General features: G+C 63.1%; 16 protein-coding genes. 1 reads left to right on the forward strand and 15 read right to left on the reverse strand.

What is annotated here, in order from left to right:
* Positions 1–126: 126 nt before the first annotated feature.
* From AB870_RS27435 to AB870_RS22630, 10 genes are all read right to left on the reverse strand, one after another.
* A complete protein-coding gene (locus AB870_RS27435) occupies positions 127–2,463 on the reverse strand; it encodes a methyl-accepting chemotaxis protein (RefSeq protein WP_053059497.1) in 2,337 nt (778 codons plus the stop codon).
* A gap of 76 nt (positions 2,464–2,539) precedes the next feature.
* The gene (locus AB870_RS22590) at positions 2,540–3,055 is read right to left on the reverse strand and encodes a chemotaxis protein CheW (protein WP_047906364.1); all 516 of its coding nucleotides are present in this window, start codon (positions 3,053–3,055) and stop codon (positions 2,540–2,542) included.
* A gap of 17 nt (positions 3,056–3,072) precedes the next feature.
* Positions 3,073–5,211 (reverse strand): chemotaxis protein CheA, encoded by a 2,139-nt coding sequence (gene cheA, locus AB870_RS22595; protein ID WP_237170158.1) that lies wholly within the window; start codon positions 5,209–5,211, stop codon positions 3,073–3,075.
* Between the two features lie 111 nt (positions 5,212–5,322).
* Positions 5,323–5,706, reverse strand: a complete 384-nt coding sequence (locus tag AB870_RS22600) for a response regulator (RefSeq protein WP_047906366.1) — start codon at positions 5,704–5,706, stop codon at positions 5,323–5,325.
* Between the two features lie 17 nt (positions 5,707–5,723).
* The gene (gene motB, locus AB870_RS22605) at positions 5,724–6,728 is read right to left on the reverse strand and encodes a flagellar motor protein MotB (RefSeq protein WP_047906367.1); all 1,005 of its coding nucleotides are present in this window, start codon (positions 6,726–6,728) and stop codon (positions 5,724–5,726) included.
* Between the two features lie 12 nt (positions 6,729–6,740).
* Positions 6,741–7,601, reverse strand: a complete 861-nt coding sequence (motA, locus tag AB870_RS22610) for a flagellar motor stator protein MotA (protein ID WP_023598342.1) — start codon at positions 7,599–7,601, stop codon at positions 6,741–6,743.
* Positions 7,602–7,753: 152 nt separating this feature from the next.
* The gene (gene flhC, locus AB870_RS22615) at positions 7,754–8,350 is read right to left on the reverse strand and encodes a flagellar transcriptional regulator FlhC (RefSeq protein WP_047906368.1); all 597 of its coding nucleotides are present in this window, start codon (positions 8,348–8,350) and stop codon (positions 7,754–7,756) included.
* Between the two features lie 85 nt (positions 8,351–8,435).
* Entirely contained in the window at positions 8,436–8,753 is a 318-nt protein-coding gene (flhD, locus tag AB870_RS22620) for a flagellar transcriptional regulator FlhD (RefSeq protein WP_023598340.1), read from the reverse strand.
* Positions 8,754–9,302: 549 nt separating this feature from the next.
* Positions 9,303–10,514, reverse strand: coding sequence for a Bcr/CflA family multidrug efflux MFS transporter (locus AB870_RS22625; protein ID WP_047906369.1), 1,212 nt, complete (start codon positions 10,512–10,514; stop codon positions 9,303–9,305).
* Positions 10,515–10,689: 175 nt separating this feature from the next.
* Positions 10,690–12,408 carry an AMP-binding protein gene (locus AB870_RS22630; protein WP_047906370.1) on the reverse strand — a complete coding sequence of 573 codons (1,719 nt, stop codon included), beginning with the start codon at positions 12,406–12,408 and terminating at the stop codon, positions 10,690–10,692.
* A 34-nt stretch (positions 12,409–12,442) separates the two neighbouring features.
* Here AB870_RS22630 and AB870_RS22635 point away from each other — a divergent pair, with 34 nt between their 5' ends.
* A complete protein-coding gene (locus AB870_RS22635; RefSeq protein ID WP_047906371.1) occupies positions 12,443–12,688 on the forward strand; it encodes a hypothetical protein in 246 nt (81 codons plus the stop codon).
* 250 nt (positions 12,689–12,938) lie between these two features.
* On the opposite strand, the gene AB870_RS22640 is transcribed toward AB870_RS22635, so the two are convergent.
* The 5 genes from AB870_RS22640 to AB870_RS22660 all read right to left on the reverse strand — a co-directional run bounded on the left by AB870_RS22640 (position 12,939) and on the right by AB870_RS22660 (position 18,054).
* The gene (locus AB870_RS22640) at positions 12,939–13,355 is read right to left on the reverse strand and encodes a F0F1 ATP synthase subunit epsilon (RefSeq protein ID WP_047906372.1); all 417 of its coding nucleotides are present in this window, start codon (positions 13,353–13,355) and stop codon (positions 12,939–12,941) included.
* Positions 13,356–13,502: 147 nt separating this feature from the next.
* Complete coding sequence (atpD, locus tag AB870_RS22645) at positions 13,503–14,894, reverse strand: F0F1 ATP synthase subunit beta (protein ID WP_047906373.1); 1,392 nt, start codon at positions 14,892–14,894, stop codon at positions 13,503–13,505.
* Between the two features lie 61 nt (positions 14,895–14,955).
* Positions 14,956–15,843: a F0F1 ATP synthase subunit gamma gene (gene atpG / locus AB870_RS22650; protein ID WP_047906374.1), complete on the reverse strand. Its 888-nt coding sequence runs from the start codon at positions 15,841–15,843 to the stop codon at positions 14,956–14,958.
* Positions 15,844–15,931: 88 nt separating this feature from the next.
* Positions 15,932–17,473: a F0F1 ATP synthase subunit alpha gene (atpA, locus tag AB870_RS22655; protein WP_044457490.1), complete on the reverse strand. Its 1,542-nt coding sequence runs from the start codon at positions 17,471–17,473 to the stop codon at positions 15,932–15,934.
* 50 nt (positions 17,474–17,523) lie between these two features.
* Positions 17,524–18,054 (reverse strand): F0F1 ATP synthase subunit delta, encoded by a 531-nt coding sequence (locus tag AB870_RS22660; protein WP_047906375.1) that lies wholly within the window; start codon positions 18,052–18,054, stop codon positions 17,524–17,526.
* Position 18,055 lies beyond the last annotated feature (1 nt).

An 18,055-nucleotide genomic window follows, 5' to 3' on the forward strand; every position in this document is an offset into this window, starting at 1 on the left:
ACGACCTCTACCCCGTGAAGACCGGCCCGTGGCCGGTATATCCATCACAACAATCTCGACGTTGATTTGACGCGAACCAGACGCTTGCCATCGGCGAACCGTTAAAACTCTTCCCAGTCACCCGGGTCACTGGCCTTGGCGTTCGACGTTGGGCCCGTCGATTCGCCGGCCGGTGCTTTGCCACGACGTGCTGCGAGTTGCAGCACCTGAGCATCTTCCTGTGCGCTGGCGGTGGCCGGCGCACTGGTCTGCGCACGACGCGTCGCCGTGCGTGTGGCACCGCCCGCGGCAGCGCGTGCCGGTGCGGCGCTCGCCGCCGAGCCGTGCGTGGCAACCGGCGCGGCCTGCATCGCTGCTGGCCGGCTTCGGCGCGACCTGACGCGCCGCCGTGGCGTGCTGCTGCGCGATGGCGTGGCGCACGCCCGGTGACGATGCCGCCTGGAACGCATCGCCGACCCGGAAGACGGAGACCGCATCGCGCAAACGATGCGCCTGATCCTCAAGCGATCCGGCCGCGGCCGCCGCTTCTTCCACCAGCGCGGCGTTCTGCTGCGTGACTTCGTCCATCTGCGTGACGGCGCGATTGACCTGTTCGATGCCGCTCGACTGCTCGGCCGACGCTGCCGAGATCTCGCCCATGATGTCCGTTACGCGCTGCACGGCCTGCACGATTTCGTCCATCGTCTGACCGGCCTGCGCGACGAGAGCCGAACCGTTTTCCACGCGTCCGACGGAGTCTTCGATAAGCACCTTGATTTCCTTGGCAGCCGCCGCGCTGCGCTGCGCCAGCGTGCGCACTTCGCCCGCAACCACGGCGAAGCCACGGCCCTGCTCGCCCGCGCGCGCCGCTTCCACGGCGGCATTGAGCGCGAGTATGTTGGTCTGGAAGGCAATGCCCTCGATCACACCGATGATGTCGACGATCTTGTGCGAACTCGTCGAGATGCCCTGCATCGTATCCACGACGTTGCCGACCACCTGACCGCCGCGCGCCGCGATCTCCGAGGCATTCACGGCCAGCACGCTCGCCTGCTTCGCGTTGTCGGCGTTCTGCTTGACGGTGGCCGTGAGCTGTTCCATCGACGATGCCGTCTGCTCCAGCGAAGCGGCCTGTTGTTCGGTGCGCGCCGACAGATCGGTGTTGCCCGCGGCGATTTCGCGCGAGGCAATGTTGATCGATTCGATGCCTTCACGCACGTCCGAGACAATGGACAGCAGACTGTTCTTCATTACCGTGAGACCGAACAGCAACTGGCCGATCTCGTCGCGACCGGTGCCTTCGGCCTTACCCGTGAGATCGCCCGCGGCAATCTGCTTCGACATCGCAAGCGCCACGCGCAGCGGATGATTGATGGCGCGGCGCAGAATGCTGCCGAGCACGAACAGCACGACAATGCCGCCGAGCACGGCAACCGCGGTGGCCGCGCGCACGAGCGTGTGCTCCTTCTGCGATTGCTGATACAGATCGGTCGCCTGTGTGAGTTCGAGGCGCGTGAGTGCGTTGAGCTCGTCGCGCATCGGGCCGTAGGCCGGCTTCACTTTTTCGAGGTACGTCTGCTGCGCGCCTTCGGCGGACCCCACGCGCAGCATCTCGACCGTCTTTTGCAGACCGTCGGACGTGAAGCGCTGGCGAATCACGTCGAAGCGCTCGGCTTGCGAGCGCGTGCTCGCGTCGACCGTCTTCATGTACTCCGCCCATTGGCGGTTGATGTCGTCGAGGCTGCCCGCAATTTCGTCGCCGGCGCGCTTCATCGCATCGAGGTTCGGGCTGCCCACGGCCTCGGCAACCAGCAGCACGTCGCGGTCGAGCTTCTGTCCGATGACGCCGAGCGTGCTCACCGGCACCATGCCGTTCTGATACACCTGCAAGAGCTTGGTGTTGCTGCTCGACACGCCCCAAAGCCCCAGCCCGCCGACAATCGCCAGCAGAATCGCCCCCAACACGATGATGCCGGTCAGCCGTGCGCGCAGCGTATCCAGACGCACGCGACGCGCAAGCGCCGCAATGCCGCCGCGCTCGACCTGTCCGCCGCGAATGCGCAGATTGCCCGCTTGCCCGTTACGGAATCGTGCGTAGATGGTTTCGGCTTGCGCCACCGCGCCGGCCGCCGGGCGCACGCGCACCGACGTGTAACCGACCACGGCGTTGTTTTCGAGCGTCGGCGTGACGGTCGCGAGCACCCAGTAGAAGTCGCCGTTCTTGCGACGGTTCTTGACGAGCCCCGTCCACGTGTCGCCGCGTTTGATCGTCTCCCACAGGTCGCCGAAGGCTTCGGGCGGCATGTCGGGATGGCGCACGATGTTGTGCGGCGCGCCCAGCAGTTCGTCACGCGAATAGCCGCTCACCTCCACGAAGGCGGGATTGGCATACGTGATCCGCCCCTTCAGATCCGTCCGAGAGATCAGATACTGATGCTCGCCGATGACGAATTCGTTCTGGGTGACGGGCTGGTTATCGCGCACGTGCTCGGTCTCCGTGGACTGGGGTGAATGGGTTATGGTCTGTAATGGTGTCGCCTCGCGATGGCGTCGGCCTGAGTTAGCTCGCCAGACGCTCGATGAGCGCCATGTCGTCGCTGGTCATCAGCTTCTCGATGTCCATCAGGATCAGCATGCGGCCTTCGACCGTGCCAAGCCCCGTGATGTACTCGGTGGCCAGCTGCGCGCCGAACTCGGGCGCCGGCTTGATTTCGCCGCGCGCGAGCGTGAGCACGTCGGACACGCCGTCGACGACCATGCCGACCACGCGACCCGCCACGTTCAGAATGATCACGACCGTCTGCGTGTCGTACTCCACGCGGCCCAGCCGGAACTTGATGCGCATGTCCACGATCGGCACGATGATGCCGCGCAGATTGATCACGCCCTTGATGAAGTCGGGCGCGTTGGCGATGCGCGTCACGGCGTCGTAGCCGCGGATTTCCTGCACCTTCAGGATGTCGATGCCGTACTCCTCTTCACCCAGCGTGAAGACGAGAAATTCCTGACCGTCGCCATCGGTCTGCATGGCGCCTGCGTGGCGCGACACGGCCTGCTCTTGCGAAAGGTTGTCCATCTAACGCGTCTCCGACTTCAGTTGAAGATGGTGGCAGCGGCCGAGCGCTGGCCGCGCTGGAGCGCCGCCACATCGACGATCAATGCCACACTGCCGTCACCCATGATGGTGGCGGCGGAAATACCGTGAATACGGCGGTAATTGGTTTCGAGGTTCTTCACCACGACCTGCTGCTGACCGACCAGTTCGTCGACGAGCAGCGCGAAGCGGCGCCCTTCGGCCTGAAGGATCACGATGATGCCCTGCGTCGGATCGAGGCGGGCGCCGGGCACGTCGAAGGCACGGTACAACTCGACGAGCGGCAGGTATTCACCGCGCACCAGCACGACCTGCCCCTCGCCGGTCACCGCGCGAATGTCGTCGCGACGCGGTTGCAGCGACTCCATCACGAAGTTCAGCGGCAGAATGAAGATCTCCGGGCCGACCTTGACGGACATGCCGTCGAGAATCGCGAGCGTGAGCGGCAGCACGATGCGGATCGTGGTGCCCTTGCCGCGCGTGGACAGAATCTCCACGTGGCCGCCCATCTGCTGAATGTTTCGCTTGACGACGTCCATGCCCACGCCGCGGCCCGACACGTCCGTCACCGCTTCGGCAGTCGAGAAGCCCGGCGCGAAGATCAGTTGCCAGACTTCTTCGTCCGGCATCGAATCGGACACGTTCATGCCCTGTTGCTGCGCCTTGGCGAGAATCTTCTCGCGACGCAGACCGCCGCCGTCGTCGCTCACTTCGATGACGATGTTGCCGCCCTGATGCGCGGCGGACAGCACCAGCTGGCCCACCGGATCCTTGCCCGAGGCCAGGCGCTGTTCGGTCGTCTCGATACCGTGATCGAGGCTGTTGCGCACCAGGTGCGTGAGCGGATCGATGATGCGCTCGATCAGACTCTTGTCGAGTTCGGTCGCCTGACCGAACGTCACGAGCTCGATCTGCTTGCCCAGCTTCGTCGCGAGATCGCGCACCAGGCGCGGGAAGCGCGAGAACACATAATCCATCGGCATCATGCGGATGGACATCACGGCTTCTTGCAGATCGCGTGCGTTGCGCTCCAACTGGCCCATGCCGTTGAACAGACGGTCGTGCAGCATCGGATCGAGGCTGCTGGCCGTCTGTGCCAGCATCGCCTGCGTGATCACCAGTTCGCCCACAAGATTGATGAGCTGGTCGACTTTCTCCACGCCTACGCGAATCGAGGTGTTCTCGTGTCCGGCAGCGCCGCCGGCCGCCGGGGCGGCCGCGCGCTTCTCGGGCGGATGATGCGCCCCATTGCCACCATTGCCACCATTACCGGCAGCCGCCTGCGGCGCGGGCGGCACGACGATCGGCTCGGCAGCGGGCGGCGGCACGACGGCCCCGGGCGCTGCCGCCACCGGGACTTCGATCGGTGCCGGGACGAAGATTTCCGATGTCTGGACCGGTGCGGCAGCGGGCGCCGGCTCGAGTGCCGCGGGTGCCGTGGCCGAAGCGGCGGCCGCCGCGCTGGCGTCCTGCACGTCGATCTGCGACGGTTCGATCACGAAGCAGCACACGGCGAGAATGTCGTCCGCGCCGCACGTCGTGTCGAGCCACAGGTGCAGGGCGTCGGCCGCCGAGTGACGACCGGCGACGGTGCCCAGGTTGCCCAATTCTTCCGCGAGCAGCGCCTGATCCTTTTCGCCAACGCCGGTGAGGGTGACCTTCAGACGGGTCTGACCCGGCGGCACGGGGCTGGTCGGCGCACCGCCGGCGTCGGCCGCCGCTTCTGGGGGTGCTGCCTGTGCTGCGGGCGCGGCGGCGGGAGCAGCGGCAGGAGCCGTAGGGGTAGCCGGGGCGGCGGAAACCGGTGCGCCGTCGCCTTCGGCGGCAAGTTGCTGGAGCACGGCGCAGATGCGCTTCATCGCCTCGGCGTCGGGTTCACTGGAGGCGCGGTAGGCATTCAACTGTTGATGCAACACGTCTTTGGTTTCCAGGAAGGTGTCGACCATCTCGGTGCGCAACTGCAATTCGCCGCGACGTGCGCGGTCGAGCAGGTTTTCCAGCAGGTGCGTGGTCTCGGTGAGCGCGGTAAAGCCGAACGTTGCGGCGCCGCCCTTGATCGAATGAGCGGCCCGGAAGATCGCGTTCAGTTGCTCGTTATCGGGCGCGCTGACGTCGAGCGCCAACAGGAGGTGCTCCATCTCTGCGAGCAACTCTTCCGCTTCATCGAAAAAGGTCTGGTAGAACTGGGTGATATCCACCGGTTTCCTCGTCCTAACTTGGTTGTGCCATCGACGCGTTCGACGTCATCGTCATGCGCCTTCGCCGACGAGCGAACCGACCACGTCGACCAGTGCTTCGGGGTCGACCGGCTTGATCAGCCAGCCGCTGGCGCCCGCTTCGCGGGCTGCCGTCTTGTAGGCGCCGTCGACTTCGGTCGTCAGCACCAGAATGGGCGTCTCGGCAAATGCGTCGAGTTCGCGCAGCGCGCGAATGAGCGACAGGCCGTCCATGCCGGGCATGTGCTGATCGGTCAGAACCAGATCGAACGCCGCGTTCGACGCCAGCGCCAGTGCTTCCTGCCCGTCGCGGGCGGTCGTCACGGCGTAGCCGGCTTCGTCGAGCGTAGCCGCCAGAATCTGACGCATCGACGCGGAATCGTCGACGGCGAGAATCGTGTTGCGTAAGGCCTGCATGCGTCTCCTCTTGTCGGTTATCGCGCTGACGCGCCCGGCATCGTGGGGGCTGACGGCGGTGCGGGCGGTGTGGGCACGCCCGGCACGGCCGGAAGCTCGCCGCTGATCGCGGCGCTCACCGCGTTGCTGCCCGCACCGCGGGCATTCGCGGCGTCGATTGTCGGTTGATCCGCTTCATGCTTGACCGACTGCTCGGCGCGGCGGTTGAGCACGATGATGCTGATGCGGCGGTTGATCGGGTTGAATGCATCGTCGCGGTCGAGCGGCACCGTCGACGCCAGCCCCACTACGCGCAGCACCTTCTCGCCATCCAGACCCCCGGCGATCAGTTCGCGACGCGACGCGTTCGCGCGGTCCGCCGACAGTTCCCAGTTGCTGTAGCTCTTGTCGCCCTGCGCGTACGCCGTGGCATCGGTGTGGCCCGACAGGCTGATGCTGTTCGGCACGCCGTTGAGCGACTTGCCGATCTCGCGCAGGATGTCGCGCATGTAGGGCTGCACCTGAGCGCTCGCGTTCGCGAACATCGGCCGGTTCTGATCGTCCACGATCTGGATGCGCAGGCCTTCGGTCGTCACGTCGATGAGCAGTTGCTTGCGGAACTGTTTGAGCGTGGGGTTACTTTCGATCGCTTTTTCGATGCGCGCTTTGAGTTCGCGCAAACGTTGTGCATCGGCGCGCTCGGCCATCTCGGCCGTGGTCGCCTGCCGCGCGCGTGTCTGATCGCCGCGCGACTTCTGTCCATCGGTACGCGTGGTGTCGGCGCCGCCGCCCGGAATCACGCCACTGTTATCGGCGGCGTTGCGTCCGCCCGTAAGCGCGACCTTGAGGGGCGTGCGGAAATACTCCGCGATACCCGTCAGTTCCTTGCTGCTCACGGAACTGAGCAACCACATCAGCAGGAAGAACGCCATCATGGCCGTCATGAAGTCGGCATAGGCGATCTTCCACGCACCGCCATGGTGGCCGTGCCCGCCGGCTTTGCGGCGCTTGACGATAATGGGCCGCTCTTCTTTCTCGCTCATTGCGCTTGCCCGTCAGCGTGCCTTGACCTGTCGCACATGCTCTTCGAGCTCGGCGAACGACGGACGTACGGTGGAGTAAAGCACCTTGCGGCCGAACTCGACCGAGAGGGCCGGCGCGTAACCGTTCAGGCTGGCGAGCAGCGTGACCTTGATGCACTCGTAGAGCTTGACCGACTCGTTGATGCGGTGCTCGATGAGTTGCGCCAGCGGCGAGATGAAACCGTAGGCGAGCAGAATGCCGAGGAAGGTGCCCACGAGCGCCTGCGCAATGAGCGCACCGAGCACGGCTGGCGGCTGGTCGGCGGACGCCATCGTGTGCACCACGCCCATCACGGCCGCCACGATACCGAATGCCGGCATGGCGTCGCCCGTCTTTTGCAGACAGTGCGCGGGGACCTCGCCCTCGTGACGGTACGTTTCGATTTCGTGATCCATCAGGTTCTCGATCTCGAACGCGTTCATGTTGCCGCTGACCATCAGTCGCAGATAGTCGGTGAGGAATTCCATGATGCGCGGCTCGCCGAGAATGCGCGGGTATTGCGAGAATACCGGGCTGGACGCCGGATCTTCGACGTCCCCTTCGATGGCAAGCATGCCGTCCTTACGCGCTTTCGCGAGCAGCACGTAGAGCAGCGCCATCAGCTCCATGTACAGCTCTTTGGTGTATTTCGAGCCCTTGAACAGCATCGGCAGCGCTTTCATCGTCGCCTTGATCGCCTTGCTGTTGTTGCCCACCACGAACGAGCCGACGCCCGCGCCACCGATGATCAGCAGCTCGGTCGGCTGAAACAGCGCGCCCAAGTGGCCCCCGCCAATGACGAAGCCGCCAAAGACCGAGGCCAGAACGATGATGTAACCAATGACGACAAGCACTGCCGGATACCTCTCGCAAAAATACGTCTACGGAAAAATGTCCTTCCTGTTCAGAGGGCTTAACGGCAGACACGCAGGGAAACTGTAGGGGCGGGAAAACCTCGATTCGCTTCGATTCGCCTCGATGCTTCTCGATAGGAAAGCCGGCGCGCTCAGGCGGCCAGCGGAGAAATGTCGGCGTCCGGCGCGACGGGCGCCACCGCCGGCGCCAGATCGGCGGCGTGCGCGTGCTTCGCCTTGCGGGTCTTTCCCGCGCGCGACGGCGGCTGACACAGACCGCAAACGTACTGGCCATGCGGCTCGTGCGCGTGCGTGACGAAATGCCCGCCGCAGCGCGTGCACGGCGTCATCTGCAACATCTTGCTGTCGAAAAAGCGAACGAGCGTCCACGCCCGCGTAAACCCGAGCACTGCCTCCCAACCGTGCAACTCCACATGCTCCAGATAGAGGCGATACGCCTTCACGATGGCTTCGATGCCCTGGCAGCCACCGTACTGAACGAGGTGACGATAGATGTTGTGGAAAAGCGACGAGTGAATGTTGGGCAACCACGTCACGAACCAGTCGGTCGAGAACGGCAGCATGCCCTTGGGCGGCGAGGCGCCCTTGAGTTCTTTGTAGAGTTTGATGAGCCGGTCACGGCTCAGACTCGTTTCCGCTTCCAGCAACTGAAGGCGGGCGCCGAGTTCGATCAGCTCGATGGCCAACTGAATCTCACGGGCCTCGAGAACGACGCTTTTGGTACGCATATACAGGCTTCCTGGCAAGTCACGCCCGGCGCCGTCCTGCAAAACGACAGGACCGCGCGCGGCGTGCGGCGCGTATGTCGTACGCTCAGCCGATCTGCTCGACGGGCTGACCCGCGAGCAGAATCGAAGCATGCGACTGCTGCATACCCACGTCTTTCGCACCATGCGTGAGGCTCGAGAGAATCACGTGGTCGTCGAATCGAAATCGGCACAGAAGCTGGTTCGACCCCGCGAATTTGACGAGTTGAGCCAGTGTGAGGCTGCCGAGCACATCGGCAAGCTGGTCGCTGATACCCAGGCGGAACATTGCCGCCGCGCGATCCTCCCGGATCAGGCGCTGAGCCAGGACAAGGTAGGAGAGATTCAACTCACGAATCTCGTTCAGTGTTTCGCTGTTTCGCATGCGGCCCCCCGGCGCAATGGATGAATCTGGCGGTACTACTGTCTATTCCCTCGCATTGTGGACAAGGGCAAAAGATAAAGAAATCGGAGAAAAACTACAGAAGGGAGCGAGAAAAGTGGAAGTTTTTTGTAGGACTTTTTCCTACAAGAGCGGCGCGCAGGGTCTCTACGACGCGCTCGGTGGGAGCGTTCGGTGACAAGGCGCAACCCGTTCATGAAAACGTCACGAAGCTACGCTTTACTACTTGACTGTATTTCGGCGGGCGTTTGCCGAACTTTAGCCATCCTTGCAAAAATTTTCGGGGGGCTTCTGCAATGGATCGCTGGATCGTACTTTGCCTATGACGCGGGCACTGGAACAGCGCAATTACAAAGTGTTACAGATGTAGTGCAGCGTGCCGAAGTTCAGGTTTGGAAGGTTCGTTCCGTTAGCGGTTCCCGCTGTCTGGCCTTGACGCGGCGTTGAAGAAAACTGCGAGGAAGGCAGCTCGCGCCGGCACATGGGCCGTGGCCGCCTTCCTTGCCGGGACCGGGTGATCGCCGACGTCTGTCAGACGGGATCCGCACTCGGGGGCAATGCCGGCCCCGCCCGGCGAATGAGGGCCGTGTGGAAACACCACGACAGTACCCCGCATGCGGCCATGACGGCCGCCATCGGCACGGCCGAGCGCGCATGCAGCAGGCCCACCGCGGCCCCGGCACTTGCTGCCGCGAGGAATTGAAGCGCTCCGAGCAGGGCCGACGCCGCACCCGCGCGCTGATGCTGCCGATTGAGCGCTTGCGCGATGGCGTTCGGCTGGGAAAAGCCGAGGCTTGTCACGTAGGCGAACAGGGGCACCATCAACCCGATGAGTCCGCCGAGCCTGAGCGCCGCCACTGCGAGCATCAGCAAACCCAGCATGGCGACGAGATTGTTGGTACGGCGCAACACGTCGGCGGGACGGCGCTTACGCAGCAGATAGGCGTTGATCTGCGAACCGCCGATGATGCCGCACGCGTTCAGTCCGAAGAGCCAGCCGTAGTTGGCCGGGTCGATGCCGTACAGATTGATGAACACGAAAGGCGAGCCGGTGATGTACGCGAACATCCCGGCCTGGGATACGCCGCCCGCCAATGCGTTGCCCATGAATTCCCGATCGCGCAGCAGCGCGCCATAGTTGTGCCACGCCGTCGCAAGCCAGTTGCGCGCCTGCTTCGCTGCCTGACGCGTTTCCGGCAGCCAATAAACGGACATCGCGAAGCACGCCGCCCCAAAGACGGTGAGGCCCCAGAAGATCGCGCGCCAGCCGACGAAGTTCAACACTTGCCCGCCGATGAGCGGCGCGAGAATGGGGGCGGCGCCCATGATGAGCGTCATGCGCGAGAGGACTCGCGCCACCGTGGCCGTATCGAACAGGTCGCGCGCCATCGCACGGGCGATCACGAAACACGCGCAGCCGCCAACGGCCTGAATGAAGCGGCTCACGATGAGAGTCTCGATATTGGGTGCGAGCGCGCAGCCCGCGGAAGCGAGCGTGTAGAGCGCGAGTCCGGCATACAGCGGACGCTTGCGGCCGTAACGATCGGCCAGTGGACCGTGGAGCAACTGACCCAGGCCCAGCCCGATGAAGAACGACGCGAGGGAGAATTGCACCGCGGCGTCCGTCGTGCTCAATTCGCGTGCGATGCTCGGCAGCGCAGGCAGATACATGTCGATCGAGAGCGAACCGATGGCCGACAGAATGCCGAGGACGAAAACGGTGCGAAAAGTTTGAGCGGGCATTGAGCGACACCTAGGGTAATCCCGAATCATACGGCATTCGCCCCGGTTTTGCTTAAATTGTGGGCAGAGGGGTGCTCGACTTATCGTTGAACGGCCCCTCCGCGCCCGGACCCCGCCGGTTGCGCGCCATTGTCACGCCCGAATCGCTAGTGGCAACGACGTAGGTGCCGTGCCCTCACGCCGTCTTTTCCTCGTGCAGCCCCAGCGATTCCACCATCTGTTCGCGCATGATGAATTTCTGCACCTTGCCCGTGACGGTCATTGGCATCTCGTCCACGAAACGGATATAGCGCGGGATTTTGTAGTGCGCGATCTGATCCTTGCAGAACGCCCGGATTTCATCTTCCGTGGCACGCTGACCGGGCTTGAGAATGATCCACGCGCAGACTTCCTCGCCGTACTTCGCATCCGGCACGCCAAAGACCTGCACCGCCTGGACTTTCGGATGGCGGAACAGGAACTCCTCGATTTCGCGCGGGTAGATGTTCTCGCCGCCGCGAATGAGCATGTCCTTCACGCGACCGACGATGTTGCAGTATCCCTCTTCGTCGAGCGTGGCGAGATCGCCCGTGTGCATCCATCCGTCGCGGATCGCCTCGCGCGTGCGCGGCTCGTCGTCCCAATAGCCCTGCATTACGGAGTAGCCCTTTGTGCACAGTTCGCCCTTCTCGCCCACAGGCACGATGTCGCCGGCCGCGTCGACGAGCTTGACCTCAAGGTGGGGCTGCACGCGCCCGACCGTGGTCACGCGCTTTTCCAGCGGATCGGTCGTCGTGGTCTGGAACGACACCGGGCTCGTCTCCGTCATGCCGTAGGCAATCGTCACTTCGCTCATGTGCATCTGGTCGATCACCCGCTTCATCGTCTCGATGGGGCATGGCGAACCGGCCATGATGCCCGTGCGCAACGTATCGAAGTGGTAATTGCCGAACTCCGGATGGTCGAGTTGCGCGATGAACATCGTGGGCACGCCGTGCAGCGCGGTGCAACTCTCTTCGGAGACGGCGGCCATGGTGGCCTTCGGGTCGAACGCCTCTCCGGGAAACACCATCGTCGCGCCCGTCGATACGCAGGCGAGCACGGCCAGCACCATGCCGAAGCAGTGGTAGAACGGCACGGGAATGCAGAGGCTGTCGCGCTCGGAGAAGCGCATGGCCATCGCGATGAACCGGCCATTGTTGACGATGTTGTGGTGCGTGAGCGTCGCCCCCTTGGGGTTACCGGTCGTGCCGCTCGTGAACTGGATGTTGATGGGATCGAAGCAATCGAGGGCGTCGGAAACGCGTCGCAGTTCGTCGAGATTGGCGTCGGCGCCCAGCGTGACCACGTCGCTGAAATTCATCATGCCGGGCGTGGTCTCCAGCCCCATGCGGATAATGGTACGCAGCGTCGGGAATTTTGCCGATTGAAGTTGTCCTGGCGCACACGTCGCCAATTCGGGGGCCAGCGCGTTGAGCATCTCCAGATAACGCGACGACTTGAACGACTCCGCCGCGACCAGAGCCTTGCAGCCGACCTTGTTCAGTGCGTACTCCAGCTCGGCCATCCGGTAGGCGGGGTTGATGTTCACCAGAATCAACCCGGCACGCGCCGTGGCAAATTGCGTGACCAGCCACTCGACGCGATTCGGCGACCAGATCCCCACGCGGTCGCCCTTCTTCAGTCCGAGCGAAATCAGCCCGGCGGCAAATGTGTCGACGTGAGCGATGAACTCACGCCATGTCCAGTCCACGCCCTGCTCGCGAAACACCACGGCCTGCCGCTCCGGAAACTTCGCCGCCGTCTCGGCGAGCAGTCCGAATACCGTCAACGTCGAAAGCGGTACGGTGGTATCACCCTTCACATACGACAGCCCATTACGAGGTACAACGCCCGCACCTTCCCGGCTTTCCATGCTTTTGTCTCCTGAAGCACTACTGAAGTGGTCAATGCTGTCGCGTGACGGCGATGTCGTCGTTGTTGCGGTTGCCGTGCAGCCGCCTGGCCGCCTGGCCTATGCTGCCGATGTCGCCTGCAAGGCTTGTGACTTCCGCGGCGATCCCGGCCGGGCCACACCCGCCGATGCAGAGGGCCGTCCGCCGACGACGAACCCGCCTGTCGTCGCATCGAACGACGGCGAGCGTCTCTTCATAACAATAGCGCGTCACGCTGGCTTGACGTTTACGTTAACGTAATTTGAGTGACGTATCGAGTGGGGATGGCCCTGAGTGTAGGGTGTCGGCGACCACGGTCCGAAGGCCCCACGGCAATGGCCGTGTATCCGAACGGACCGGAACGGATCGGAACGGGCCAGACAAAACAAAAGCCCCACGCACGTTAATGCATGGGGCTTCCGCTGCCTTTACGCGACGACGAGCGTCCTGAAATGCTCGTCTCGGCAATCGACCGGCATTGTGCGGCACGAGGCCGTCACAACGTCGAGGTTTACTTCCTCGAACGCAGTTTCTGAATCGCTGCGAGTTGCGCAACCGCTTGGGCCAGTTCGGCCTGGGCGGTAGCGTACTCGATGTTCGAATCCTTGTTCGACATTGCTTCTTCTGCACGACGCTTGGCATCGTTAGCCTTGGCTTCGTCCAGATCCTTGCCGCGGATGGCGGTGTCGGCGAGCACGGTCACCGTGCCCGGTTGCACTTCGAGAATGCCGCCTGCCACGAAGACGAAGTCCTCGTTACCTGCTTCGTCCTCGATGCGCACGGCACCCGGCTTGATACGCGTGATCAGCGGCGTGTGGCCGGGCAGGATACCCAGCTCGCCGGCTTCGCCGGGCAGCGCCACAAAGCGCGCCTTACCCGAGAAGATTTCCTCTTCCGCGCTGACGACGTCTACGTGAATGGTTGCCATAATCGCTCCCGTTGAGTGTGATGAAGCGGCAGGCGCGCCGGTCCGGACGTTACCGTCCTCGCCTCGCTACCCCGCCCCGCAACAGTCACCTGCCGGGTTGCGGTGGCGTCTCTTGCGAGACCCCGCCGTCGCCCGGCACTCAACCGTTTACTGCATCTTCTTGGCTTTTTCGAACGCTTCGTCGATCGTGCCAACCATGTAGAACGCCTGCTCGGGCAGGTGGTCGCACTCACCGTCGACGATCATCTTGAAGCCGCGGATCGTTTCCTTGAGCGGAACATACTTGCCCGGCGAGCCCGTGAACACTTCTGCCACGTGGAACGGCTGCGACAGGAAACGCTGAATCTTACGTGCGCGGGCCACGGCCAGCTTGTCGTCCGGCGACAGTTCGTCCATCCCCAGAATCGCGATGATGTCGCGCAGTTCCTTGTAACGCTGAAGCGTCGATTGCACGCGACGGGTAACCGTGTAGTGCTCTTCGCCAATCACGTTCGGGTCGATCTGGCGCGAGGTCGAATCGAGCGGGTCGACTGCCGGGTAGATACCCAGCGAGGCGATGTCACGCGACAGAACGACGGTGGCGTCCAAGTGACCGAAGGTGGTGGCCGGCGACGGGTCGGTCAAGTCATCGGCAGGCACGTACACGGCTTGCACCGACGTGATCGAGCCGGTCTTGGTCGACGTAATACGCTCTTGCAGCTTACCCATTTCCTCGGCCAGCGTCGGCTGATAGCCCACGGCCGACGGCATACGGCCGAGCAGTGCCGACACTTCGGTACCGGCCAGCGTGAAACGGTAGATGTTGTCCACGAAGAACAGCACGTCGCGACCTTCGTCACGGAAGTGCTCGGCCATCGTCAGACCGGTCAGCGCGACGCGCAGACGGTTGCCCGGCGGCTCGTTCATCTGGCCATACACCAGTGCAACCTTGTCCAGAACGTTCGAGTCCTTCATTTCGTGGTAGAAGTCGTTCCCTTCACGGGTACGCTCGCCCACGCCGGCAAACACCGAATAACCGCCGTGTTCCTTGGCGATGTTATTGATGAGTTCCATCATGTTCACGGTCTTGCCCACACCGGCACCACCGAACAGACCCACCTTGCCGCCCTTGGCGAACGGGCAGATCAGGTCGATCACCTTGATACCGGTTTCGAGCAGTTCCGTCGACGGCGACAGCTCGTCGAATGCCGGAGCCTTCTGGTGAATCGAACGGGTGTGGTCCTTGGCGATCGGACCGGCTTCGTCGATCGGACGGCCCAGCACGTCCATGATGCGGCCCAGCGTCGGCTTACCGACCGGCACCGTGATCGGCAGACCCGAGTTTTGCACCGTCATACCGCGGCGCAGGCCTTCGGAAGACCCCAGACAGATGGTACGGACCACGCCGTCGCCCAGCTGCTGCTGGACTTCGAGGGTCAGTTCCGAACCTTCCATGGTGAGCGCGTCGTAGATCTTCGGCATGCTTTCGCGCGGGAATTCCACGTCGATAACGGCGCCGATGCACTGTACGATTTTGCCTTCAATCAAAGCAGTACTCATCGCTTTTCCTTTAGATACTCAAATTCATTTCGCCTTACGGCGCATCGGCCCGTGCCACCGCTTACACTGCGGCGGCGCCACCCACGATTTCGGACAGTTCCTTCGTAATCGCTGCTTGACGGCCCTTGTTGTAGACCATCTGCAATTCACCGATCACGGTCTTTGCGTTGTCCGACGCGGCCTTCATGGCCACCATGCGGGCGGACTGTTCCGACGCCATGTTCTCTGCGACTGCCTGATACACGACAGCTTCGACATATCGCACCAGCAGGGCATCGACGACCGTCTTCGCATCCGGTTCGTAGATGTAGTCCCACGAATGCTGTGCCGGGACCGCGCTCGCGTCTTCCGATTCGCCTTCCAGCTTTTCGGGCAGCGGCAGCAGTTGCTCGACCACGGCTTCCTGCTTCATCGTGTTCACGAAGCGGTTGTAAGCCAGGTACACGGCGTCCAGCTTGCCTTCGGCGTACGCGTCGAGCTGCAACTTCACAGCGCCGATCAGCTTGTCGAGGTGCGGGGTGTCGCCCAGTTGCACAACGTGCGAAACCACCTTCGCGCCGATACGGTTCAGGAAGCCGAAGCCCTTGCCGCCGATAGCGGTGGCCTCGACCTTCAGGCCCTGTGCTTCGATGTCCTTCAGCTTGCTCACCACGGCACGCAGCACGTTGGTGTTCAAGCCGCCGCACAGGCCCTTGTCCGTCGTCACCACGATGATGCCGGCCGCTTTCGCGTCGGCATGCTTCACCATGAACGGGTGGTGGTATTCCGGATTCGCCTGGCCCATATGCGCGGCGATCTGGCGCACCTTGTCAGCGTACGGCCGGGCATGACGCATGCGTTCCTGCGCCTTGCGCATCTTCGACGCGGCCACCATTTCCATGGCCTTGGTGATCTTGCGCGTGTTTTGCACGCTCTTGATCTTGCCGCGAATTTCCTTCATTCCAGCCATTGCTTACTCCTTGTCTCGGCGCGACGTTCGGTATTGCCTGAACATCGCGCCTTCCCGGGTCCGTTGAATAGTTACCGATTCAACCGGATTAGTAAGCGCCGGTCTTCTTGAAGTCCTTGACCGCAGCGTGCAGGGCAGCTTCGTCGTCCTTCGAGAGATCTTTGGTCTCTTCGATACGGCCGATGAGTGCGCCGTGGCTGGTCTTCAGAACTTCACGCAGACCCTTTTCGAACGGCAGGACCTGAGCGATTTCGAGATCGTCCAGATAGCCGTTGTTGGCGGCGAACAGCGAAACGGCCAGTTCCCACACTTGCAGCGGCGCGAATTGCGGCTGCTTGAGCAGTTCCGTCACGCGGCGGCCGCGCTCGAGTTGCTTACGGGTCGCTTCGTCCAGATCCGAGGCGAACTGCGCGAACGCAGCCAGCTCACGGTACTGTGCGAGGTCGGTACGGATACCGCCCGACAGCTTCTTGATGACCTTCGTCTGAGCGGCACCACCCACACGCGACACCGAGATACCGGCGTTGATTGCCGGACGGATGCCTGCGTTGAACAGGTCGGTTTCCAGGAAGATCTGGCCGTCGGTAATCGAGATCACGTTCGTCGGAACGAATGCGGTCACGTCGCCGGCTTGCGTTTCAATGATCGGCAGTGCCGTCAGCGAGCCGCTCTGGCCCTTGACTGCGCCGTTGGTGAACTTCTCGACGTACTCTTCCGAGACACGGGCAGCACGCTCGAGCAGACGCGAGTGCAGATAGAACACGTCACCCGGGTAAGCTTCACGGCCCGGCGGGCGGCGCAGCAGCAGCGAGATCTGACGATAGGCCCAGGCTTGCTTGGTCAAGTCGTCATAAATGATCAGCGCGTCTTCGCCGCGGTCGCGGAAGTATTCGCCCATCGTGCAACCGGAGTACGGTGCGATGAACTGCATGGCGGCCGAGTCCGAAGCGGTGGCGGTCACGATGATCGTGTATTCCATCGCGCCGTGCTCTTCGAGCTTGCGCACCACGTTCATGATCGACGAAGCCTTCTGGCCGATCGCGACGTAGACGCAGGTCACGCCCTTGCCCTTCTGCGAAATGATCGTGTCGATGGCCACAGCGGTCTTACCCGTCTGGCGGTCACCGATGATCAGCTCACGCTGGCCGCGGCCGATCGGCACCATGGCGTCGATAGCCTTCGTACCGGTTTGCAGCGGCTGCGACACCGACTTACGCCAAATCACGCCCGGGGCAATCTTTTCGATCGCGTCGGTTTCCTTCGCGTTGATCGGACCCTTGCCGTCGATCGGCTGGCCCAGTGCGTCAACGACGCGGCCCTTCAGTTCCGGGCCGACCGGCACTTCAAGAATGCGGCCCGTGCACTTGACGGTGTCGCCTTCCGAGATGTGCTCGTACTCGCCCAGAATCACGGCGCCGACGGAGTCGCGTTCGAGGTTCAGTGCCAGACCAAACGTGTTGCCCGGGAATTCGAGCATTTCGCCCTGCATCACGTCCGACAGACCGTGAATGCGGCAGATGCCGTCCGTCACCGAGATCACGGTGCCTTCGTTACGGACTTCGGCGCCGCTATCGAGACCTTGAATCCGGCTCTTGATCAGTTCGCTGATTTCAGAGGGATTGAGTTGCATATGTGCTCCTGATATTCAATTCTTGCCGTCGCAGGCGTATCGCGCCGGCCTCAGGCCGTCAGCGACGTCCGCATAGCCGCCAGGCGGGCGCGCACCGAAGTGTCCAGCACCTCGTCGCCAACCACCACACGCACGCCGCCGATGAGCGACGGATCAACCGTCACGCTCGGGTTGAGCTTGCAGCCGAACTTGTGCTCGAGGCCCTTGACCAGCGAGGTCAATTGCTCGCCTTCGAGCGGGAAGGCGCTTTCGATCGTGGCGTCTGCCGAACCGGCAGCAGCGTTCTTCAACGCTTCGAACTGTCCGGCGATTTCCGGCATGGCAGCCAGACGGCCGTTCTCGACCACGGCGGCGGCGAAGTTGCGCACTTCGGCGTCGGTCGATTTCACGGCAGCGGTCAGCACGTCGACGACTTGCGACGGGGAGACCTTCGGATCGTCGGCCAGGTTGGCCACTTCGGGCAGCGCTGCCACTTGCGCCAGTTCGCGCACGAGCTGCGACCAGCGATTCAGATCGCCGGACTTGGCCACGCGGAACAACGCTTCGGCATACGGACGAGCGATGGTAGCGAGTTCGGCCATG

The sequence above is a fragment of the Pandoraea faecigallinarum genome (assembly GCF_001029105.3).
GTDB lineage: Bacteria > Pseudomonadota > Gammaproteobacteria > Burkholderiales > Burkholderiaceae > Pandoraea > Pandoraea faecigallinarum.